This is a genomic window from Dyadobacter linearis (assembly GCF_907165045.1).
GTDB lineage: Bacteria > Bacteroidota > Bacteroidia > Cytophagales > Spirosomataceae > Dyadobacter > Dyadobacter linearis.
Genome location: NZ_CAJRAU010000012.1, coordinates 39,804 through 61,819 on the forward strand (window position 1 = coordinate 39,804; position 22,016 = coordinate 61,819).

Below are 22,016 nucleotides of genomic sequence, written 5' to 3' on the forward strand. Positions count from 1 at the left end.
TACCAAGCTTAAAGAAACTAACAAACCTAACGTATGATCAAAACGTCCATCATTTTTCTGGCTACTTTTTTTGCGTCATGCAGTTTTGCCTGGGCGCAAAAGCTTATTGATTCCAAAGCGACCCCGGAAACGGCTGCATTGTACCAAAACATGCACAAATTAGCTCAGAAACAAATTCTGTTCGGGCACCAGGATGCAACCGACTATGGCCATGGATGGCGTGACGAGGAAGGGCGATCGGACGTGAAATTGGTTACGGGCTCACATCCGGCGGTGATCGGAGTTGATATTGCTTCCCTGACGGGCAGGCCCGCCGCCGTGATCGAAAGAAATAAGCAGCGCTTAAAAAAACTGGTCACTGATACCTATATACGCGGTGGTGTCACTACCATATCATGGCATTTCTCAAATCCGGTGTCAGGTGGTGGTTTCAACTGGAAAGATTCCGTTTCCCTGCCAGCTGTGAAGTACATTATTCCGACCGGGCAAAATCACCAGGATTACAAAGCGATCCTGAAAGATCTCTCAGGGTGGTTTAAGAGTTTGAAAGGTCCCAAAGGAGAAGCAATTCCACTCATTTTCAGGCCTTACCATGAGTTTGACGGTGACTGGTTCTGGTGGGGTAGGGCGCATTGCACACCGGACGAATTTAAGTCACTCTGGAAATTTACTGCCGGTTACCTTCGCGACAGTCTTGATGTGCATAACCTGATCTACGCGTTTTCACCGGATAATAAATTTAACGACGTGGAAAAGTATACCGAGCGCTACCCGGGAAATGAATGGGTGGATCTGGTAGGAATGGATAACTATGGGGACGTGGGCCGGGACGGTAAGTATAACCTCGAACAGGCCATTAAAAAGATCAAAATTGTAAATGACTTTGCCCTTCAAAACGGCAAGCTAGCGGCAATGACAGAGACAGGGTTAGAATCCGTTGTGAATCCAGTCTGGTATACTGACGTGTTGCTAAAAGTCCTTCAAACCAATCAATTAAATTTAGCGTATGTGCTCCTTTGGAGAAACGACAGCAAAAGCGCGACCCATTATTATGCCCCCTATCCCGGTCACCCGGCCGAACCCGATTTTAAGAAGTTTTATAATGATGATTATACATTATTTGAAAATGATTTAAAGAATATTTATGGCAAGTAACCCCATTTACAAGTTAATTAATTCGCTTATACTGAGTATTCCTAAACCATTTACATTGATTAATCTTTTTGAAATGAATTTAAATTTGTTTCTAAGGCGCGCCTATCTTATTGCAATACTGCTGGGTGTATCTCAACTAAGTTTTGCCCAGGCAAACAAACCCATTAACCTGCAATCGCCTGATGGAAAACTATCCGTGTCCATAAACATCGGGGACACGGTTAGCTGGGAATTAAGCCATGAAACAACCAGGGTTTTGCTGCCGTCGGCCATTTCACTTACAATGGGCGATGGCCAGATACTCGGACATGACGCCAAGGTTGCAAAACTTGAAAGAAATACGGTAAACACGACAACCGTCCCCAACTTATACAAGAAAAAACAGATTACGGACCACTACAACCGGTTGTTTGTCAGGCTTAAAGGAGATTACGGGATCGAGTTCCGGGCATATAATGACGCTGCCCTGTACCGCTTTGTGACCAACCGTAAAGGCGACCAAACCATACGCACAGAGCAAGTGGCATTCAACTTCGAAGATGACAAAAAAGCGTTCATACCTTATGTAAACGACACACGTGGCGGAGAACGTTACAGCTATTCGTTTGAATCCTTTTATGATGTGATCAAACTTTCTCAGATGGCCGCTGATTCTTTGGCCATCACACCCTTGCTGGTGGATTTGGGTAATAAAAAGAAAGCTGCCATTATGGAAGGTGACGTAGAAGATTATCCCGGGATGTTTTTGAAAATTAATCCAAAAAACCCCAAAGGGCTTATTGCCGAATTTCCAGGTTATCCGGCAGAAGGTAAAATGGCAGGATACAACGGGATTAACTTTATTGCAACGAAAAGAGCGGATTATATCGCCGTTACGAAGGGAAGCCGCACCTTCCCATGGCGGGCGGTGATCGTAAGCAGCAGCGACACCGCTCTGGCTAATAATGATCTGGCGCAAAAAATGGCAAGCCCGTCAAGAATTGAAGACCCGTCCTGGATTAAACCGGGGAAAGTGGCGTGGGAGTGGTGGAACAGGACCAATTTAACCCATGTAGATTTTCGGGTGGGCAAGAATACAGCTACATACAAATATTTCATTGATTTTGCTGCCAGTAACAAGCTTGAATACATCGTCATTGACGGCGGCTGGTCTGTAAACACACTGATGAAATCCGTTGATGCATTGGATATTAAACAACTGGTTGATTACGGGCAGCAAAAGAATGTCGGGGTTATTCTTTGGTCAAACTGGGCGATGACAGAAAAAGAAATGGAAACAGCCTTTCCCTACTATTCCAAATTGGGTGTCAAAGGTTTCAAAGTTGATTTCATAGACAGTGACGATCACAAGATGATCAAATCCGTTTATGCTATCGCTAAACTTGCCGCAGAGAATAAATTATTGCTCGACCTGCATGGGTTTAAAGCCAACGGAATACAGCGAACATATCCTAACATCGTCAATTTCGAGGGTGTAAAAGGGCTTGAAAATTACAAATGGGCACCTTTCGTGAATGGTAAACCAAAGGACGACGTACCCGCCTACGACGTAACAATTCCATTCATCAGGATGCTGGCTGGCCCAATGGATTACACGCCGGGCGCTATGGAAAATGCAAATCTCTCAGTTTACAGGTCTGTCAACGACCAGCCGATGAGCCAGGGCACACGTGTGCACCAGATGGCCATGTACACCATTTACGAAGCTCCCCTGCAAATGCTTTCGGATAGCCCCACGCGGTATATGAAAGAGCAGGATTGCACGGATTTTATTTCCAAAGTGCCAACCGTGTTTGACGAAACTGTGGTGTTGGATGGCCAGGTAGGAGAGTACATCGTCATGGCCAGGAAGAAGGACGACGTTTGGCATGTAGGCGCCATGACCAACTGGACCGCCCGGGAACACACCATTGATTTTTCTTTCCTCGGAAACGGGGATTTCGAGATCGAGTATTTCATGGATGGGATAAACGCTGACCGGAACGGAACAGATTACAAACGTGAAGTGTCAAAAATCTCAAACAAGGATAAGAAAAACATTAAAATGTATCCGGGAGGAGGTTGGGCAGCGCGAATCTACCCTTCCCGTTAATCGGTTGCTCTGCCATTGCGGGCGCGGGCATATCTTGAAATGAATTGCGCGCATTGCCATCAAAATGCAGGGATGGCCTCGGGTACGTCACTTGATCTGAACTACTTAGTCCCATTCAAAAAAACAGGCATTGAGCTTAACAAAAACAATATTTTGCTTAGAATGAGCATATTGGGAGAATATCACATGCCCAAAATAGGCACGACTGTGCTGGATGATGATGGGGTTAAACTTGTCAAGGATTACATCAAAAGCCTTAACGGGCATCATGTACAGCAGTAAAAGACCGTTGGAGCTGACCTGGTGACCATTTACTGATACTTTACGCGGCCTATAAGAAAACAATCGCATAATCAGTGTCACTGTAATGCTTGCCTCACCTCTGTAACCCGTATCGCCTTTATGACGGATCCTAGCTATTTTTGCAAAGGAAAGCGATAATTCCTGATTTTGGACGGCTGTACCCTTTAAAGCTGTATATATCAAACTATTTATATTTACATAGTTGAATGATCCATATTTTCAAGACAAACGTTGAGACGAAACCGGCAATCGAAAGACTTAAATCGTATCTTGATCAAATGGATGCCCTCGCCCAATGGAATTTTGATCTTGAAGATTGCGATCACATTTTGCGTATAGAGTCCAAAAGAGCAATTGGCCATTTAATTATCAATCTTCTGCATGAAAACGGTTTTGAGTGCCAGGAGCTTATTGACTAAGTGTTTGACTGATAAAAAAATGAAAAAAGCCGACGCTACAAAATTGAATATTCTCGAAAAAGCATTTGAGCTCATTTATATCAAAGGGTATCAAGCTACTAGTATAGACGATATCATAGCCACTACGAACGTTACGAAGGGTGCATTTTACTATCATTTCAAGAACAAAGACGAGATGGGGTTATCAATCATAAATGAGCTTCTCAAACCAACACTGACTGGCGGGTTCATCGGGCTATTGCAAAATGGCGAAGACCCTTTAAATGCTATTTATGACTTGATTTATGGGCTTTTGATCGAAAATGAATTTCTCAAAGTTGAGTATGGCTGTCCAGCTTCCAATTTGACTCATGAAATGAGCCCATTGAGTGAGGATTTTAATAATGCATTAAACGAACTGACCGAGCAATGGATAAAAACAATGATCGAATCCATCGAGCTCGGGAAGCATAACGGGGTTATCCGTGCAGATGTGGATGCCATGCAGGTAACTATGTTTGTAATGTCAGGCTATTGGGGAATCCGCAACTTCGGCAAGCTCAGCAAAAGTAAAGAAGCTTACGTGTTTTTTTTGAAAGAGTTAAGAATATATTTGGAAAATTTGCGGTGACTCTTTTCCCATCTGTGGAATCATATGCCTGCCAGAATACGCTGACTGTTTTTGAGCGAAGTTTTTGAGCAAGTATAAGACCTGCCCTCAGGTATCAAAAATCAAATTACCTTAAAAACTTATTATTGATTTATTTATCATTAAGAGATCAATAATAAATACTACAATCTAATTCTATATTCAGATAATTTTGTATTTTTGAAACCAGCTTATGCATCGACGTTGCACTAGGAGAGCAATATATTACTCTGAGATGAACCCGTTAACCATATATGTATTCTCAACGTTATAAAATACCAATCCATCCACATTTTTCTTTGTTCGCGTATTGCAATTTGAGGACCCTGCAAGTTTCAGGGTCCTTATTTTTTGTGGATCTAAGGTAGCGGACGCTACATTTAAAGCCCACTAAGTACTTGCGGTCACAATTCCGGCGGATGTCGGCTCTTCTAATCTGCGGATTTATAGCAAACAGGCTAGTAAAAGCTTGTGGATTAAGGCTTTGATGATTGTAAAAAGTTTCTGTGTATGGAAGTGAGAGATTTCATCGACGAGCCGGAATTGGTTTTAATGTTAAAAGCAAACCGGCGATGCGCATACGAATATTTGTATGATCGCTATGGTGCTGCGCTTTACGGCTTGGCCTTGAAGATGGTGAAAGATCAGCAGGTCGCTTGCGATGTTGTCCAGGACTCATTTATTAAGATTTGGCGAGAGGTAGGTACTTATGATCCCCAAAAGTGCTTACTTTTTGCGTGGATGCTCAACATTACAAAGAATACTGCCATTGACATCCTCAGGAGCGAGAAGCACTATAATAGCACGACAAGTCTGGATTCCCTTTCCATTGCTGCACTTTGCTCTTTGCAAAGCCACAATCCGGCAGAGCAGGAGCCAGCAATAATCGTTGGTATGCTTGCACCGGAAAAAACGTATATCACAGAAATAGTTTATCTGCAAGAACTTACCCATGAGCAGGTACCGCTGATTTCAAAACTTCCACTACGTACTGTAAAGTCAAGGGCGCGTAAAAGCCTGCAAAACTTAGGCACTTTATTAATAGATCAATAGCTTCCGTTGCATTCGTATACAGTACTTAACAAATGAGGCAATGTGCAGTTACTGCAATCCACGATTACTATCTTTGATGCAAATGCAGGTAGGTTAAATAGAGAGGTAAAAATACACTCCCAGAATACTGTTTTGGGGGTGTTTTGTTATCAACCGCACGTATCAATTGAGTGCTACAAAATCTATTGTAGTTAGCGTCAAGACTTGTTTATTCAAAACACTGCCCAATTTCCTATGTTGGCGACTCATTATTATGCCGAGCAATATCTTAGAGATTAATGCCGCTTTTGTCACAAGACACTCTTCGGCATTACTAAACTTTTACCTTATCCAATTGCGTGCCTTGATTTTAGGGCCTATTATTTATGTCTTTGCCGATTAAAATGAGAATTGGAGTAGCTTACGATATTTGGGCAGCAGTGTGATCTTGTGGGATAGGTAATGTGTTGTTTCGGTACTTTTGCCTTAATCCTGTCGAGATAGTCAAACTGTAGTCCGATTTTTCTGCTTTACTATTCAGAAATGAGCAGGTACATGAAATTTCTGATAAAGTGTTTTCAACATAGCTACCTGCGAAAAAGACCAGCTCTGATTTTGAAAAAGTATTTCGAATGAAATAGCTAATTGCCTTGATGTGCCTGCTATCAGGTTGATCCAATTGATATAGCACCAATTTAAAATCTTTGTCTGGTATAACCTCCAGGAAAGATCCGGCATCAAAGACAATTATGGGAGCAGTATCCAATGCGGATAAAACACTGTTAAAGAATGGGACATAAAATGGAGAGTTCAAAATAATCAGGACTTTGTTCATGGGTGACAAGTTTTGCAGTTCGGGGTGAGCGTCCTTTGATGATATTTAAATATGGAGTCACTTAAGAGTTATTTTGGATATATCGTGGATCTTTATTTTGCTCCTAAAAGTGAAACTGGAAACGCTACTTCCAATCGTCCCAATACCTGGCAGGGCCTCAGATAAGTTAAACCTAAATCCCATGTGCAACAATGTTGCACTATTGGTTTGTTTCATTATCTTTACGTATACCTACGAGTGCATGGCTAACTACAACTCATATGGACCAAATAAAGCAAATCTTGATTGGTAGCAAGCTACGTCCTACGCCAAACCGCATTGCAGTTTTGGAAGTTTTTTTAAAGGAGCATAAATCATTGTCCCACGGCCGGTTGCAGTGCATGTTGCAATATGAGATCGACCGGGTAAGTTTGTACCGTGCCCTAATTGACCTGGTAAATGCGGGCCTGCTATCTAGATTAATTGATTCAGACGGCGTTGCCCAATTTCATTATTGCAAAATGCAGGGGAATAATCATGATACGCTAACGCCACATTTTAAATGCAAAAATTGCGAAGAAATAGCTGCGCTTCCTGATTTACCTAAAACCTATATGCAACACATTTCGGCTTTTGGACATATACAAAATTCCAGGCTTTTACTGGAAGGGATTTGTCTTGAATGCGCTAAATCTGGCAGCCCTGTAAAATGGTAAAGCAAAAGCAGCGGCATTTGACCCGCTGCTAGCGTTATCTGTCGTTACTGCACTTTTAAGTTGAAATTAAGGTTTACATCATCACTTCCAGGCGTTGGAGTCCCATTCTTTGCACCTGGTTGGTGGCGAAGTTGGACTTTAAGCTTGCCCAAACCGGCAGCTCCTGACTTTGCAGTCCCAGTAAGGCCGATCGGAAAATTGTTGACATCCTTGTCCCCATACGTGTAAGCAAGCAAAGTCGCGGGTGAAGCTGTGTAAATAAGCAGATGCTCATCAGACTCTTTCTGGATCTCTTCCGTAATATCTTCCACTAGTGACTTGCTTTCATCTAAGAACTCGATGGTCATCTTGTATTCCGTATTTGCTTTCAGGGTAACCGTATCGAACCGGCTCGCAGGGTTTCCACCATCACCATCAGCATCTTTGTAACTGAATGAAGTCATGGCTGCTGTACCCGCTTCTTTGAAGTTGAGTGTAACCGAGGTAATCAGTTCGTTTTCATCATCGGCTTTAACATCATCGCCAGAGTCTTTACATTGGACGAATGCGATGGTCGTAAAAAGCAGTAAGCCATAAAGGAAATGTTTTCTAAGTTTCATAAGTGTTGGGATTAGCCAATTGAAGTTGTTGCAACTTGGTTGCAAACATAATGCATTTTAGAACAAGTCAATGGGTTAAACGATTAATTTTCAATTAAAACCACGTCTTCCAGGATGTAATTCAGGTACTCAATATCTTGTGCATTGAGCCTTAGCTTACCGCTAATCGTTTTGACAGCATCTGTTTTGAAACGTTGTTTCTTATTGCGTAGCTGTAATTCAATGATGGACTCTGGCCCGGCGCGACCACAAAAAAAGCACATCAACATGGGTTGTGCAGAGATCACATAAATGTTGTTGTCAGGATCTGCTGGTATGAGATAACCTTTGATCTGGATTTGTTTTCCTTCCAGCCCGACAACGCTTTCTCCAAACGTAGGATAAAGAAAATACATGCCAAGCTGCTTATTAAATTTTTTGGCAAAGCGGACATCAGAGAGGTTTTTCCAGGTAAGAGAGATAGGTTTGTTGTCTACAAATCCTGAAAGGGATATAATTACAAGGACGGCGATCAGTAAGTTTCTCATGGCTAGCTGGATCTTATAAAACCTGGCCTTCGGCCTGGGCACGGATTGACAGGATTGCCTCTTTTGCATTGCGCTGATATTCCAGCATGGACTCGTCTGTCATCTGGGGTGCAGGCTTATGCTTGTGTCCTTCTGTATGCTCATGGGCATGCTCGAAGCCGGGAACTTCGATAACGGATTCTTCCCAAAGTTCTACCAGGTGGGCCAGGCTGTCTAGCCTGATTTTTTCAGCAGCACTGGCATGCCGGCCAAGACTATCCAGCGACTTTTCCAGTTTGCCAGCTATGCTGACAGATTCCAGGTGCAGCTGATTGGCCTTAATCAGCAATTGGCTTTTTTGGTCAGATCCCCCACAGCTGAATGCAAATGCTAGCGGGAGGGCATAGATAATTGTTTTCATCAAAACGAACTTTATTATTTGCAACAACGTTGCAAATGTCAGTAAAATTTATTGATTTCATTCATTTTCCAGTCAGTATGCTTAAAAAGTCTGCTCTTTCATTGCCCATATCCATTTTCGTTTCCCTGCTACATGTAGGCTGCTGCATTTTCCCTTTGATAAGCATTGCAGTCGGCTCTGCTTCCCGTTTCGACGGAATGGTCCGGTACAAACCACTTTTTTTAGGATTGCAGGTGTTGCTGTTGATTTACCTTAGTGTGTCATTGGTGAGGTTCTATTCGCACAAACACTTCTTTCACAGCCAGTTTGAAAATTGGTCTTATCACATAGCTTTTGCAATAGCTATGGCTGGACTCTTAATCGGGTTATTTGAGCCTTTCCGGGCAGAGGAGCAGAAGCTTGCACAACAGCAGTTTGAATTATTCAGGACACACCGGCAGATTGAGCTGTCCGTTTCCGGCAAATACGACAGACAGCAGCTTAAAGAGGATCTTACTTCTATCAAAGGCATCAGGCCCGCATCTGTGAAAATCAATGGAAGCTATGTAAAAGCTAGCTTTCAAAGTGACAAGGTCAGCTCACTGGTAATCTTGGCAGCACTAAGGGAGCAGGGCTATAAGGTAGTTACGGCAGAATAATAAAGTGCATCACCGTTGCATTTGAAAAGTTGTATTCTATATTTGCAACAACGTTGCAAATATAGAAAATCCATGAACTACAAAAAACTTCCGGTAACCGTTTTAAGCGGTTTCCTTGGCGCGGGAAAGACTACACTGCTTAATCATATCCTTCATAACAAGGAAGGATTGAAAGTAGCCGTAATCGTCAATGACATGAGCGAGATCAACATTGATGCCCGGCTTGTCAAAAACGAAAACACATTAAGCCGTACCCAGGAGCGCCTGGTTGAAATGTCCAATGGCTGCATTTGTTGTACGCTTCGTGAAGATCTGATGATCGAAGTCCAGAAACTGGCACAAGAGAACCGCTTCGATTATTTATTGATAGAAAGTACAGGTATATCCGAGCCAGTGCCCATCGCGCAAACTTTCAGTTTTACAGATGAAGAGAATGGTATTGATCTTTCCAGGTGGGCAACCATTGACTGCATGGTCACAGTGGTGGATGCGTTGAACTTTGGCAAAGACTTTGGATCAATGGATACTGTGATTAGCAGGCAGATGAATGATGATCAGACTGACAGGCGTACAATAGTCAATCTGCTGACCGATCAGATCGAATTTGCTGATGTGATCATTTTGAATAAAACGGATTTGGTTTCAAAGGGCGATCTTGGTGAGCTTCATGCGATCATCAAAGCTTTGAACCCGGCAGCAAAAGTCATAGAGAGCGCATTTTCAAAAATTTCACCCAAAACCATTCTCAACACAGGGCTGTTTAATTATGAGAAAGCAGAACAGTCCGCAGGATGGATCCAGGAGCTCAATAAAGTGGAGAATGGTGGCCATGTTCCCGAGACCCAGGAGTATGGCATTATTTCTTTCGTGTTCCGCGATGCGCGTCCATTCCATCCAAAGCGCTTTTGGGATTACATTTCACAAAACTGGCCAGCTGGGGTAATCAGAAGCAAAGGGTTGTTCTGGATTGCTTCACGCCGAAATGATGCATTGAATTGGAGCCAGGCTGGCGGCTCAGTGCGGGCAGAGTCTGCTGGCGTCTGGTGGGCAAGCATGCCGCAAAGTCAGCGGTTTAAATATCAAGCATATATAGATAACCGTGCAGAGATTGAATCACGTTGGGGGCGCTTTGGTGACAGGCAAAATGAGCTGGTCATAATTGGCCAAGACCTGGATGCTGAATTAATCTTGTCTGAACTTGAGAGCTGCCTATGCAGTGCTGCTGAAATTATCCAGATGGAAAAAGGGCTGAGCTTCAATGACCCCTTTCCTGTGCTATAATATAAAGAAAGACGTATGGTGCGGCATTTTTCAATCAAGGTGACTATGATGAATTTTACATATATAATGCAAGGCCTGCTTCCACTGCTGGTTTCAGTTTTTGTTCCCATCCAGGTTCTTTCGCAAACTGTCAAGAAAGACGTTGTTGGCAATGTGAAAGACCAAAGCGGCAACAGGTTGATTGGCGTTAACATCCAGCTGGTAGCCCAAGGGCAACTTACGGACACCTGGTGGGCTGCTAGCGACTCTGTTGGGAACTTTGAATTTGCCGCGCTTCCACCAGGACGATATCTACTCAACGCTTCAATGATTGGTTTTACACCTGTTAATGACACGATACTTATCCAAGGTAGTATATCAAAAAAACTTACCTATAACATGGTGATGAAAGAAGCTGCCTCTGAGCTGACGGCAGTAACGGTAACATCTCGCAAAGAAGCAATTGAAATAGATAAAGGAAAGCTAGTATATAATGTAGGCAATAGTGCAACAAGCGCAGGATCATCTGCGCTGGACTTGCTCCGTAAATTGCCTGGCGTAAGCATCGGGCAAGACGATCAAGTCATGCTCAAAGGTGCTGGCGGGATCAATGTGATGATCGATGGAAAGATGACTTACCTTTCTGAGCAGCAGCTGGTGCAGCTGTTAAGAAGTATGAGCGGGGAGAGCATCGCTAAGATCGAGCTGATCTCTGCACCTGGTGCTGAATTTGACGCGGCAGGCAATGCAGGCATTATCAATTTTGTGACCAAGAAAAATGTGTTTGTAGGTTATTCGCTGGATGTTTTGTCTGGGATTTCCAAAGGAAAGTTTTGGATGAACAATCAAAACGTAGCGGCAAGCTACCGCAATAGCAAAGTAAACGTCTCGGGCTCTTTTGACTATAACACGCCGCACCGTTTTATGCAAAGCCAGACCAGTAATACGGTCCTCGATCAAGGACAGCGCATCATCCTTGACCGCAGGCTGCAAACGCCTACAAAAATTAATTTTTATACCTATAAGGGAAATCTGGACTGGCAGCTTTCGCCAAAACATCAGTTAACTGCCGGATACAACGGTTACCTTGACGATTATGTAAAAGACAATGCAATCTCACGTGTCAGCAGATTGGATCAGCAAAACAAACTGATCGGCGTGGTAGAAAGTATCAATTATCTTACAGAGCCATACCATTATGATGCGGCAAACCTGGGCTACCAGTTTTTGATTGATAGCGCGGGCAAAAAGCTCACCGCCGATGCGCATTACATTTCATACCGTAACCTTTCCGATGGGCTGCTAACAACCCGGTATCTGGACGCAAAGGGGCAGGCAGCTGCACCTGATGAGCAGTTACAAGTTCACCAGCCTGGCACTGTCAGCATTAAATCCATCAAGGCGGATCTGGAACTTCCCTTCACTGGTTTTCATTTAAAAGCAGGCTTGAAGTATGCAGACGTTCGAAACCAGGCTAATTATCGTTTTGATTCACTTTCTGCAGGGGAATTCATTGAAGCAGAATCGATGTCGAACCGGTTCCGGTATACCGAGCAGATTGCAGCTGCTTACGCGTCAGTTTCCGGAAAGCTTGACAAGACACAGTGGGAGGCAGGTCTTCGGTTTGAATCAACAAACGCTAGGGGATACACGTTAGCAAAAGAGATTGACAATAGCTGGAAATATAACCAGCTTTTCCCATCGCTTTCAGCCCAGCACGAGATCAATAAAAACCACAAAGTCAATTTCTCAGTCAGTCGCCGCATTAACCGTCCTGCATATTCAACCCTGAACCCTGTCCGGTGGTATTATGATCAATATTTTTATTACTCCGGAAATCCGTACCTGCGGCCGGAAATGGCCTGGATCTACTCGGCGGGTTATACATTAAAAGACCGATACGTACTTTCGGCCAGCTACTCGACCCGTAGCAACTACCTTTCCCGCAGATTGGTAATCGAAGAAAATACGGGTGCAATCATTAGCCAGAGCGCTAACCTGGGCAGTATGAGACGTTTTGATTTGACCGCCTCTATTCCCTTGCATTTGCTTAACTTCTGGGATTTACAGCTGACGGCAGGAGCAAGTCACACGAGCTACCCGATTCCTCTCTTACAATCCGAAAAAATAACTGCATTATGGGCTGCGAGCGCAATGCTAAGTCAGCAATTCAAATTGCCAGCAGGCTTTAATGCGGAAATCTCAGCTAACTGGACTTCCCGGGAGCTTTGGGGTATTTATGAGAAGGAAAGCATTTTTTTTACTGACTTTGGCTTGAAAAAATCATTTATGAAAGGCAAACTGGATGTCAGATTTGCCTTCACTGATTTTCTTCGGACAAACCGTTACCGTGGACGCTCGCTGACTGACTACATCGATTACCGTTACGATGATCTTCCTGACACGCATAGGGCCTCATTTTCGGTTAAATACCATATTGGCGGGCAATTACAGCCTGGCCGGTCCCGCCGCATCGAAGAGCAGGACCGGCTGTAAGCCTAAAATTTGAAGCTTAATGTCAGCGTCACATTGCGTGGCGCACCGGGAAACAAGCGAAGATAGTTCTGCGCCCCCAGCCAGTGGGTCTTATCAAATAGATTGCCCGCATTAACTGCAAGCTGGATATTGCTTTTGGCTGGCGTGTAATAAAGGGCTGCATCAAAAATGGTGAATGCAGGTACTTCAAAACTGCGCGTAAACCAGGGCACTTTACTTCCCTGATGCTGCACGCCAATCCCGATCCCCAGATCTTTCAAAAATGAAGTACTGCGAAAGTTATAGCGCGTCCAAAGGTTGGCGCTATGCTTTGGCGTGTTTTGCTTCCGCGCGCCGACCAGGCTTTCGTCCTGGTCACGGGTGATCTCGGCATCGATGAAACTGTATGATGCATTCACTTGCCACTCGGGAGTGATGTAGCCCGCCAAATCCCACTCGATCCCGCGGCTGCGCTCCTGTCCGCGCGTCACCAGCCGGTCTGGACTAGCAGGATCATTGGCATTCAATAGGATGTTGCTTTGAATAATTTCATAAAAAGCCACATTGAGATGCAGATGATTTTGGAAGAGATCTGTTTTCAATCCCGCTTCTTTCAGGTTGCTTCTTAAAGGGTCAAACTGGCTGCCGGCTGGCAATGTGCCTGTCTGCGGCATCAAGGTCACCGTGTTGGATTGTGGCTGAAAACCTTCCAGGTAGGTGCCGTAAACATTGATGGCCTTGTTGATCGCATAGGTCAACCCGACCCTGGGAAGCAGCGCGTTTTTGTGTACCGTCAACGTATTGGGTGCTTTGTAGTTGGTAATATCTTCAAACCATTCGTTGCGTAAGCTCAACAGCACGCTCAGTTTTCCCAATTGCAACTGCTCCTGGACATAAACCGCATTCGTCGTAGTCAGCGCAGCTGGAAGTGCTGTCCTTACGTTCAGGTTGTAATCTTGCACGTTGCGGATGGTGTACAATGGATTTTGAAGATCAAAATGGCTAACGTTGGGCCTTGGAAGCGTTTTGCCTCCTACAGTAATTGTTTGGTAATTCGCTGCATCTGCCAGCACAAACGAGCTTGCCACTGAGCCGTCTTTCAATAAAAAACCTCTTGCTGCATTTTGCCCGCCGCCTTTGAGCTTATGCCAGCTACTCAAATCATAGCCTGCCAGTAGTTTATGGTTTAACTTGCCCGTGTTAAAGTTGAAGCTGAAATACGCATTCAAATTGTCGATGTTCCAATACTGCTGGCGCTGTACAAATTGCATAGCTGCAAGACTTGTGACGGGCTGGTTAGTAATATCAGGTGCAAAAGCATTGGTTGTGCGGTGTTCCTGCAAATCCTCTGTCCATGACTGTTTCATGTAGGAGGCGTTGAAGCTGATCTGCGAAGTCAGCTTATGCGCCAGCGTTGTCATAATGACCACTTCTTTGGAATTGAAAAAATCGTTGGGCGCACCCAGGTTCAGGCTGGTAGGGGTACTGTTAAGTGCAGTTTCACCGGCAACCGCCCCGAAGATCGGTTGGCCCCTGTCCAGGGTGCCGCTCATGTTACTATAAATCAATTCTGCATTGATGGCTGTCTTCTCATTGGGAATATAGCTCAGGGAAGGGGAGAGCAGCAGCGCTTTACTACCAACTATGTCCCGGAAAGAGCGTGCTTGCTGATAAGCGCCATTGACCCGATAAAGCAAAGTTTTAGACTCATTGAGTGGGCCTGTAAAATCCAGTGTCCCTCGAAATGTGCTGAAACTTCCCGCGCTAAGGCTGGCTTCTTTACGCTGAGTGGCTAGCGGCTTTTTTGTAACCAGGTTGATGCTGCCGCCCGGATCTACGGATGAAAATGTCGCACTTGCCGGGCCTTTAATCACTTCCACACGCTCGATATTGGCCGTCAGCGGCTGCAAAAAATAATACTGCCGGGTACGCATCCCATTGATGATCTGACCTTCTTCGTTCTGGCTAATGCCTCGGATCGAATACTGGTTATAGTAACTGGATGGGATCACCCCGCTAGCAATTTTGACGGCATCGGCCAGATTAAATGCCTGGCGGTCTGCAATCAACTCCTTTGTGATGGAAGTAATCGACTGTGGAACGTCTTTATTTAACGCTGAGATCCTGGTTGCAGAAAAAGAGTAGTCACTATTGTAATCCTTGGCCACGCGCCCGGTCACTTCGACGGTTTGCAGCTGGTTTGCCTGTGGGATTAACTCAATTTTCAAAAATTGGCCGGTAGCTACTAAACGCACTGGTTTGTATCCCATCGCGCTAACTTGGATGCTACCTTTTCCTTCCAGAGAAAAACCTCCCGTCGAGTCAGTAACAGTCCCTGTACCAGAGCCGGTCAATGTGATATTGGCACCCGGGATTTTCCCCCCGGTGGCGACATCAGATACTGAGCCGGAAATGGTCTGGGCACTAACGTGAAGCCCAATGAGTAGTGAGGAGAAAATAAAAATTTTGATCATAGTTATGTCAGCTTGGGTGGGATACTCGGAATTAAACAGTTTTCAAATAAAGACTTTCAAGCTCGTTGGCCGAAATCATGCTGGCATCAATCACCGATTCTAGATTGCCCTCCTTCATGATCCCGATCCGGCTTGCTACTTCCTTGGCCCTGAAAATATCATGGGTTGCCATCAGTATCGCTGTTCCATTTGCCGCCAGCGACTGGATGATCTGGGAAAATTCGTTGGACGCTTTGGGATCAAGTCCGCTGGTGGGCTCATCAAGGAGGAGCACTTTTGCTTTTTTAGCGACCGCGATAGCGATACCTACTTTTTGCCGCATTCCCTTTGAATACCCGGCCAGTCTTTGATCAAAGGCCTGGGCTTGCAGGCCGGCCGTTGTAAGCAGTCCGCCCAACTCCTTCTTTGAATAATCAAAACCAGCCAGTGAAGAGAAGTATTCCAGGTTTTCCAGCCCGGTCAGGTTCGGGTAGAGCATCACCGTCTCAGGGATATAGGCAAGGTACTTTTTAATCTCCTGGGGATTTTCAGCAACCGAGATTCCATTAATGGATGCGCTACCTTCGGTGGGCTCAATGAAACCTAAAAACAGATTGATGGTCGTGGTTTTTCCGGCACCGTTCTGACCCAGCAGTGCAAAAATTTCACCTGGCTGAATGCTCAGGTTCAGCTTATTTAAAGCAGTATGGCTGCCATAGCGTTTTGTAAGGTTTTTAGCTTCAAGCATTTTGAATGTCTTTTATTTTGATAAAATTTCTTTTAAACAAGATCTGGGCAGCTATTAATGAACCTGCTGCCCAGATCAGGATTGCAATCATCCCGCCCCTGACGGGTTCTTGCAGGTATTGGTTGGGCCTGTAAGCCGGGTAGCCAGCCCAGTTGATGCTTTCAGTGGGCGTGTCTTCAAAAATGAAAGGGTAGAAGTACTCCCGGATCTGCCTGTGGTGGGCTTTTACGGATTGCAGGTAACGAATGTGGCTGGTAAGGTCCGTGTTGGCTACTTTATTCAGTGACTGCTGGGCTGCAATCACTGGATTGAACCTGGCAATGCGCTCTGAAAGCGTTTGTCTTTGCATTAACTTTTCAAAAAGCTTTTCTGAGGAGTTGGCTGATTCCAGATCCCCTGAAAACTGCATGGCATAATACCAGCCCGGAGAGTACTTGTCTTCCGATATCGCGTATTTGCGGTACTGTGGATACACAGCATAGAACTTTTCCATCGTGGGCTTTTTAGGCTGATCCCATTTTGCATGATACCCTTCCCGCTGCCGAATCGCCGTTTCAGCTGCTTCGGGCACAGGTATGCTGTTATTAACAGCAATATTTGCCACACCTGGAAAAAGGATTGCCAGAAAAATCCAGATGCAGACCAGCGTAGTTGCATTGAATGAAGAACTCTTGCCCAAAGCAATAACCAGTACTGAGATTGTGAACCAGAACAATACGTAAAGCAACACGACAAGTAGCAGCTGAAACGTAGGCGCTGAAACGGGAAGCTGCAATGCAACAACTGCTGTCAAAAAGACCAGCAACGTAGTTGTTAGAATAATTGCCAGTCGAACCAGGAGCTTACCCGCAATGGCTGCGCCAATGCTATCGCTGGTTGTCCGGACTATTTTCCACACGCCATTTTCCTGTTCTTCCGAAAGCACATTATAAGTAAATGCAATGATCAACAGTGGGAAAAGAAATATGAAAACAAAGGATGCATCCAGGTTGCCAACTAGCAGCGTGAGCGGGTTGGTGAGCTCCGAGTCGTAAAGCTGGCCTTCAATGGCCAACATTTTGACCTTCAATGTGAAGGGGTTCACATCCCGTTGCCCGATCGAGAATTTTTCCCAGGGCGATGCAGGGTTGGTCGTGTAAAAGAAAGGATAATAGGCGGTGGAACCCACCATTTTTCCTGTTCCGTGTCTGGCAATTTCTTGCAAATGGTGTTTTTGCACGTCAGGCACGAATGCTATGGTTTTCTGCTGGCGATCGATTACCTGGTTGCCATGATAAAAGCTGTAAAAGCCAAAAAGCAACAAGCTGATCGCTCCGATAAGCACGGTTTTTCCCAGCAGGAAATTTTTGATTTCCAGAAATAGGACTTTCATATTTATTTTCATAACTGGTAAGCTCGTTTGGAGGAAACATAGGTCAATGCACCAAATCCCGCTAAAACCCACGCAAGCAGCGCAGTCAGACTTAAACCGCCGGCAGTCAGGTTTTGGTTGATGGTTAAAGGCTGGAAGGCAAAGTCAGGTTGCTCCTGCCAGTTTTTGGCGCTAACCTTTTGTTTGCTATCGTTTTGGTATTTGATCTGGGTCAAATGAATCTCATTGAGCTTTTTAGTTTTCTCGAAACGGTATTTTTCTGTTTGCTTTTGAAATGCTGTGAAACTATCAAAGTCGGTACCTGAAAGGTTCATAGAGATGTTACGGATCGCCAGGTAAGGGTCGATAAAGCTCAGTACCGAGGATACAGCATTTTGCGATTTGTAAATGCTAATCAGCCGATCGAAATGTTCATTGAAGATGTTTGATGATATGTTTTCACCTTCCTGCATAACCAGCGCACCATAATTAACAGGTAGATGTGAGATCGAATCCACGCCGTATTTTTTTAAGGTATTAGCTTTCAAACTGGCAAAATGTGGATCGTCTGGATCGTGGCTGTCACCTTGCTCGCTTACATCTTGCTCAATAGCCTGCTCAAAAGCAATTTTACCGGGAGCCTCGTGCAAGCTGCCTCCGAGCGACTGGGCGCTTTTGGGAATGACAATGAAGAACAGCATCCAGATCAGCACCAAGACCATCAATGCATTTTTGGAAGATTTGCTCATTGCCGATACAGCGACTACCAATATCGTAATGATCAGAAAATAGAGCGCATACAAAAATGTCAGCAGTAGCGTGCGCAGTAGTGTTTCTCCTTGAATCTCACCAGTAATGAGCAGGTTGCCAGCGATCAGGCTTACCAGTAGCAAGGGTAAAAACAATGCCCAGACGACAGCGGTTAGCCCGGCCGTTTTGCCAATAAGAATATCCAGGTAGGACGCCTTTTGGCAAAGCAATATTTTGAGCACACCATTCTGTTTGAGCCCGGATATGGTCTGAAAGCCAATAAAAATGATAAACAGTGGCACGAGCAGTTGCAGCACCATGGCCATGCTAAGCTCGCCAAACCGCAGCATTCCATTGGAAAAGCCTGCTTCGCTCATGTTGACCGTATTTTGCCGGTGTGCTTCCAGAAACACAGAATTGCCCACGTAACTGTCCAAACCAAAATCAAAAAAGCTAAGCGGGGATTTTTCACGAAAAACCATGTAACCATAATGGGCAACACGGTGCGGGTGCCGGTTGGGCTGGCTCATCCATTGGTCGTGCACCTGCTGATGCGCGTTTTTTTGCTGATGGTTGAATTTGCTTACATACTGCCAGCCTGTAAATGTGGCGAGTAAAGAAACAACCAGCAATACGGAAAACAATGCAAGCGGGATCTTACTACGGAAAATGGAAGCCCACTCCTGGCGGGCGATGATGGTAATGAATTTGAAATGCATTGTATATATGTATTCGTATATCGCAAGTACTGCACCAGATTCTCGATGCAGTATGCTAGATGCAACCGCGTTGCAATTTAGATAGATTACATTTTTTTTGCATCATAGTTGCAAAGATAAATTTAAGGTAGGATCCGGCTACAAAGTGAGGATTATGTAACCGCTTTGATGTGTTTAGAAATTCGGTCGTTAAAATGTAATTGGTGCTGGATGATCGTTTAAAGATTTATCCTAAAACGAAGCCAGTCAGCACGAGCAACCACCTCCCTATCTTACAAAGTGCTTTGACAAACTATCAATTGATTGACATTCACTACGAGTCGGCTCAAAACGAAGCAACTTCAAGGCAAGTACAACCTTTCGCACTGCTCCTGAGTACAGAAGCCGATTGGCTTCTAGTCGGTTGGTGTCGATTACGGCAAGGCTTTCGTATTTTTCGGCTAGATCGAATCTCATCTCTTCACGTGCTAAACCTTTACTTTAAGCCTCATTCCATTACGCTGAAGCAATATTTCGATACACTTGGAGAATAAATAAAAAGACCCCTGACATACCTTTGTCACACGAGCAGGCTACGTTTGGCCATCTAAACAATCATTTATTCCACCAAACGAAAAGCGTATGTATATCATTCTTGGAGCAACGGGCCATGTAGGCTCGGCAGTGGCTCAATCACTGCTGGATCAAAACGAATCAGTAACTGTGCTAACTCATGATCCGAAAAAGTCGAGCGAATGGGAGAGAAAAGGGGCAACCGTATCAGTTGTAGATGTACGCGACGTGGAAGCTTTACGTAACGTATTTAAAAAAGGAAAGCGGCTTTTTGTCCTTAATCCGCCAGCCCCCCATCGACTGACACAGCTTTGGAGGAGCGTAAGAATGCTGCCTTTATCTTGGAGGCATTGCAGGGTTGGGGATAGAGAAGGTAGTAGTTGAATCTACCTATGGCGCTCAGCCAGGAGATAAGATTGGCGATCTGGGAGTACTTTACGAATTAGAGATAGGTCTGGCTAAAACGGGGATTCCAACCAGCGTAATACGAGCGGCTTACTACATGAGCAATTGGGACATATCGTTGCCCACAGCTCAAAAAGAAGGAAAGGTGCATACGTTCTTTCCGCCCGATCTGAAACTGCCAATGGCTGCCCCAGGTGACTTGGGTCGGATGGCAGCCAAGCTACTCATGGAGCCTATCGGGGAAACAGGTCTGTATTATGTGGAAGGCCCCAAACGTTACTCATCGGCGGATGTAGCTGCTGCTTTTGAATCTGCTTTGGGCAGACCGGTGAAAGCTGTACAGACGCCTCACGAACAATGGAATACTGCTCTAAAAGCTGCTGGTTTTTCATCAGAAGGAGCCGATTCGATGGCGGCCATGACGGCTATTACGATAGAAATGATTGAAGGAAAGTTGGAGTTACCCAGCGCACCTGAGCGAGGTGCCACCTCATTAGAGAGCTACATCAGCGCAATAGTGGCAGAGAGCAGCAAAAATTAATGAGCAAATCTTATCTGATCCAGTAATATGGGACCATGACTGGTATTTTATCAAGATTAATCAAGAATTCATGTTGGTCCTCGCTTTCAGAAAAAGTCGTTTAAGATAAAAGTTGTTATCAAATGCTTCTTTGGAAATTGCAATTTTTCTCCTAACGAAATTTAGAAATAAATTTGTTTGGGATATACTTTTTTAATGCGCTGATTCCCTAAACATGTATTGATCTATTATCGCTCCTACTTACTTCGCCACTTTTTGATCATTTTTACGCCAACAATGTTCGGTTCAGCCAGTTGTATGGGTTTATCTTCAAAAGTCAAATAAGGAGGAAACCGAAGCTTAGTTCAATTACTTTCTTAAGTTTGACCTGTATCTATTGAGAACGGAAATACTCATTTGATCTGGCGATATATTTCCGTTAAACATAAAATTTATCATGAAAATATTTGTAACAGGTGCAACTGGATTCGTAGGAAGGGCTGTCGTTGAAGAATTACTTAGTGAGGGCCACCAGGTGGTAGGTATGGTAAGAGACCTGGCCAAGGCGGCGCCCTTGACCAAAAAAGGGATGAAAACGGTGGTTGGTGAAATGACCTCTCCTAAAACCTATTTGTCTGCCATACCCTCGGTTGATGTGGTCATACAGACAGCTCAATTAGCAACTAAGGGGCGCTTCACTAATTCAGCCAAGGAGAGGGTTAACCAGGCAGATGAATTAATGACGCTGGCTCTTGCAAATTCTTGCATTCAGCACGACAAGGTACTTGTCTACACCAGTGGCTGCTTCAATTATGGAGATCATGGTTCTAAATGGATAAACGAACAGACACCTTCGAAACCGTCACCCTTGGGAGAGGGCCATGCTCATGTAGTGTATCAGTTGATGGAGTTGCATAAGAGACAGGGGTTAAAACTGATTGTACTTAGTCCTGGTTTCGTTTACGGGCCGGGTGGTTTGTTTAAAGCGTCGTTCTACGATACGATGAAAAAAGGCCAGCTTCGGGTTTTCGGGAAGGGTGAGAACTACTGGAGTCCCATTCAAGTGAATGATTTGGCCAAGGCTTTCAGTTTGGCCGTAACTTACGGACGCCATGGCGAAGTTTACAACATTGTAGACGATACACCCATCACTTTGCGTCAGCTGATCGACCATATTACAATGACCCAAGAAGTAAAACAGGTCGGGACAATTCCACCTTGGCTGATTGGATTGATGATTGGAGGTCCGCTGGTTAAATCGCTTACAAGTTCTTTCCGAGTAAGCAACCAGAAAGCGAAAGAAGAATTGAACTGGAAGCCGCAGTATGAATCCTTTGAAGAAGGAATAAAGGGTGTTATGAGAGATCTCAACAAGAGTGCCGATTGACTCAGATTTTATCTTTGAGTTAAATTAGGAAATTGCGTTCGTCAAACCGGTTGACTCGTGAACTTTTTACTGG

Annotated in this window: 21 protein-coding genes; 13 read left to right on the top strand and 8 right to left on the bottom strand. The window is 44.6% G+C overall.

Annotation, left to right across the window (positions count from 1 at the left end; translation table 11 throughout):
- Positions 1-33: 33 nt before the first annotated feature.
- The 5 genes from KOD92_RS26005 to KOD92_RS26025 all read left to right on the top strand — a co-directional run bounded on the left by KOD92_RS26005 (position 34) and on the right by KOD92_RS26025 (position 5,650).
- Positions 34-1,155 (top strand): glycoside hydrolase family 26 protein, encoded by a 1,122-nt coding sequence (locus tag KOD92_RS26005; protein ID WP_215236537.1) that lies wholly within the window; start codon positions 34-36, stop codon positions 1,153-1,155.
- Positions 1,156-1,228: 73 nt separating this feature from the next.
- Positions 1,229-3,247 (top strand): glycoside hydrolase family 97 protein, encoded by a 2,019-nt coding sequence (locus tag KOD92_RS26010; RefSeq protein WP_215236538.1) that lies wholly within the window; start codon positions 1,229-1,231, stop codon positions 3,245-3,247.
- Positions 3,248-3,286: 39 nt separating this feature from the next.
- Positions 3,287-3,529, top strand: a complete 243-nt coding sequence (locus tag KOD92_RS27800) for a hypothetical protein (protein WP_406566179.1) — start codon at positions 3,287-3,289, stop codon at positions 3,527-3,529.
- 459 nt (positions 3,530-3,988) lie between these two features.
- Positions 3,989-4,579, top strand: a complete 591-nt coding sequence (locus KOD92_RS26020) for a TetR/AcrR family transcriptional regulator (RefSeq protein ID WP_215236540.1) — start codon at positions 3,989-3,991, stop codon at positions 4,577-4,579.
- A 528-nt stretch (positions 4,580-5,107) separates the two neighbouring features.
- Complete coding sequence (locus KOD92_RS26025; protein WP_215236541.1) at positions 5,108-5,650, top strand: RNA polymerase sigma factor; 543 nt, start codon at positions 5,108-5,110, stop codon at positions 5,648-5,650.
- A 400-nt stretch (positions 5,651-6,050) separates the two neighbouring features.
- Here the strand turns inward: KOD92_RS26025 and KOD92_RS26030 are convergent, their stop codons facing one another.
- On the bottom strand, positions 6,051-6,464 hold the full coding sequence (locus KOD92_RS26030) for a hypothetical protein (protein WP_215236542.1): 414 nt from the start codon (positions 6,462-6,464) through the stop codon (positions 6,051-6,053).
- 260 nt (positions 6,465-6,724) lie between these two features.
- On the opposite strand from KOD92_RS26030, the gene KOD92_RS26035 reads away from it, so the two are divergent.
- Complete coding sequence (locus KOD92_RS26035; RefSeq protein ID WP_215236543.1) at positions 6,725-7,159, top strand: Fur family transcriptional regulator; 435 nt, start codon at positions 6,725-6,727, stop codon at positions 7,157-7,159.
- A 44-nt stretch (positions 7,160-7,203) separates the two neighbouring features.
- On the opposite strand, the gene KOD92_RS26040 is transcribed toward KOD92_RS26035, so the two are convergent.
- The 3 genes from KOD92_RS26040 to KOD92_RS26050 all read right to left on the bottom strand — a co-directional run bounded on the left by KOD92_RS26040 (position 7,204) and on the right by KOD92_RS26050 (position 8,685).
- Entirely contained in the window at positions 7,204-7,758 is a 555-nt protein-coding gene (locus KOD92_RS26040) for a hypothetical protein (protein WP_215236544.1), read from the bottom strand.
- 83 nt (positions 7,759-7,841) lie between these two features.
- Positions 7,842-8,285: a DUF3299 domain-containing protein gene (locus tag KOD92_RS26045; RefSeq protein ID WP_215236545.1), complete on the bottom strand. Its 444-nt coding sequence runs from the start codon at positions 8,283-8,285 to the stop codon at positions 7,842-7,844.
- 13 nt (positions 8,286-8,298) lie between these two features.
- Entirely contained in the window at positions 8,299-8,685 is a 387-nt protein-coding gene (locus KOD92_RS26050) for a hypothetical protein (RefSeq protein ID WP_215236546.1), read from the bottom strand.
- 35 nt (positions 8,686-8,720) lie between these two features.
- Here KOD92_RS26050 and KOD92_RS26055 point away from each other — a divergent pair, with 35 nt between their 5' ends.
- The 3 genes from KOD92_RS26055 to KOD92_RS26065 all read left to right on the top strand — a co-directional run bounded on the left by KOD92_RS26055 (position 8,721) and on the right by KOD92_RS26065 (position 13,079).
- A complete protein-coding gene (locus KOD92_RS26055; protein WP_215236547.1) occupies positions 8,721-9,323 on the top strand; it encodes a heavy-metal-associated domain-containing protein in 603 nt (200 codons plus the stop codon).
- A 72-nt stretch (positions 9,324-9,395) separates the two neighbouring features.
- Complete coding sequence (locus tag KOD92_RS26060; RefSeq protein WP_215236548.1) at positions 9,396-10,604, top strand: GTP-binding protein; 1,209 nt, start codon at positions 9,396-9,398, stop codon at positions 10,602-10,604.
- A gap of 45 nt (positions 10,605-10,649) precedes the next feature.
- The gene (locus tag KOD92_RS26065) at positions 10,650-13,079 is read left to right on the top strand and encodes a TonB-dependent receptor domain-containing protein (protein WP_215236549.1); all 2,430 of its coding nucleotides are present in this window, start codon (positions 10,650-10,652) and stop codon (positions 13,077-13,079) included.
- 2 nt (positions 13,080-13,081) lie between these two features.
- On the opposite strand, the gene KOD92_RS26070 is transcribed toward KOD92_RS26065, so the two are convergent.
- From KOD92_RS26070 to KOD92_RS26085, 4 genes are read right to left on the bottom strand one after another with little or no spacing between them, the layout of a single operon-like run.
- Positions 13,082-15,532 carry a TonB-dependent siderophore receptor gene (locus tag KOD92_RS26070; protein ID WP_215236550.1) on the bottom strand — a complete coding sequence of 817 codons (2,451 nt, stop codon included), beginning with the start codon at positions 15,530-15,532 and terminating at the stop codon, positions 13,082-13,084.
- A gap of 31 nt (positions 15,533-15,563) precedes the next feature.
- Positions 15,564-16,259 (bottom strand): ABC transporter ATP-binding protein, encoded by a 696-nt coding sequence (locus KOD92_RS26075; RefSeq protein ID WP_215236551.1) that lies wholly within the window; start codon positions 16,257-16,259, stop codon positions 15,564-15,566.
- On the bottom strand, positions 16,252-17,643 hold the full coding sequence (locus KOD92_RS26080; RefSeq protein ID WP_215236552.1) for an ABC transporter permease: 1,392 nt from the start codon (positions 17,641-17,643) through the stop codon (positions 16,252-16,254). The genes KOD92_RS26075 and KOD92_RS26080 overlap by 8 nt, the downstream gene beginning before the upstream one ends.
- Positions 17,640-19,079: an ABC transporter permease gene (locus KOD92_RS26085; RefSeq protein ID WP_215236553.1), complete on the bottom strand. Its 1,440-nt coding sequence runs from the start codon at positions 19,077-19,079 to the stop codon at positions 17,640-17,642. The genes KOD92_RS26080 and KOD92_RS26085 overlap by 4 nt, the downstream gene beginning before the upstream one ends.
- Before the next feature lie 203 nt (positions 19,080-19,282).
- Here KOD92_RS26085 and KOD92_RS27805 point away from each other — a divergent pair, with 203 nt between their 5' ends.
- The 4 genes from KOD92_RS27805 (at position 19,283) to KOD92_RS26105 (ending at position 21,943) form a co-directional block, all read left to right on the top strand.
- Complete coding sequence (locus tag KOD92_RS27805; RefSeq protein ID WP_215236554.1) at positions 19,283-19,612, top strand: helix-turn-helix transcriptional regulator; 330 nt, start codon at positions 19,283-19,285, stop codon at positions 19,610-19,612.
- A gap of 88 nt (positions 19,613-19,700) precedes the next feature.
- Positions 19,701-20,015, top strand: coding sequence for an SDR family oxidoreductase (locus KOD92_RS27810; RefSeq protein ID WP_215236555.1), 315 nt, complete (start codon positions 19,701-19,703; stop codon positions 20,013-20,015).
- 118 nt (positions 20,016-20,133) lie between these two features.
- Positions 20,134-20,577 (top strand): Rossmann-fold NAD(P)-binding domain-containing protein, encoded by a 444-nt coding sequence (locus tag KOD92_RS26100; protein WP_229254883.1) that lies wholly within the window; start codon positions 20,134-20,136, stop codon positions 20,575-20,577.
- A 436-nt stretch (positions 20,578-21,013) separates the two neighbouring features.
- A complete protein-coding gene (locus KOD92_RS26105) occupies positions 21,014-21,943 on the top strand; it encodes an NAD-dependent epimerase/dehydratase family protein (RefSeq protein ID WP_215236557.1) in 930 nt (309 codons plus the stop codon).
- Positions 21,944-22,016 lie beyond the last annotated feature (73 nt).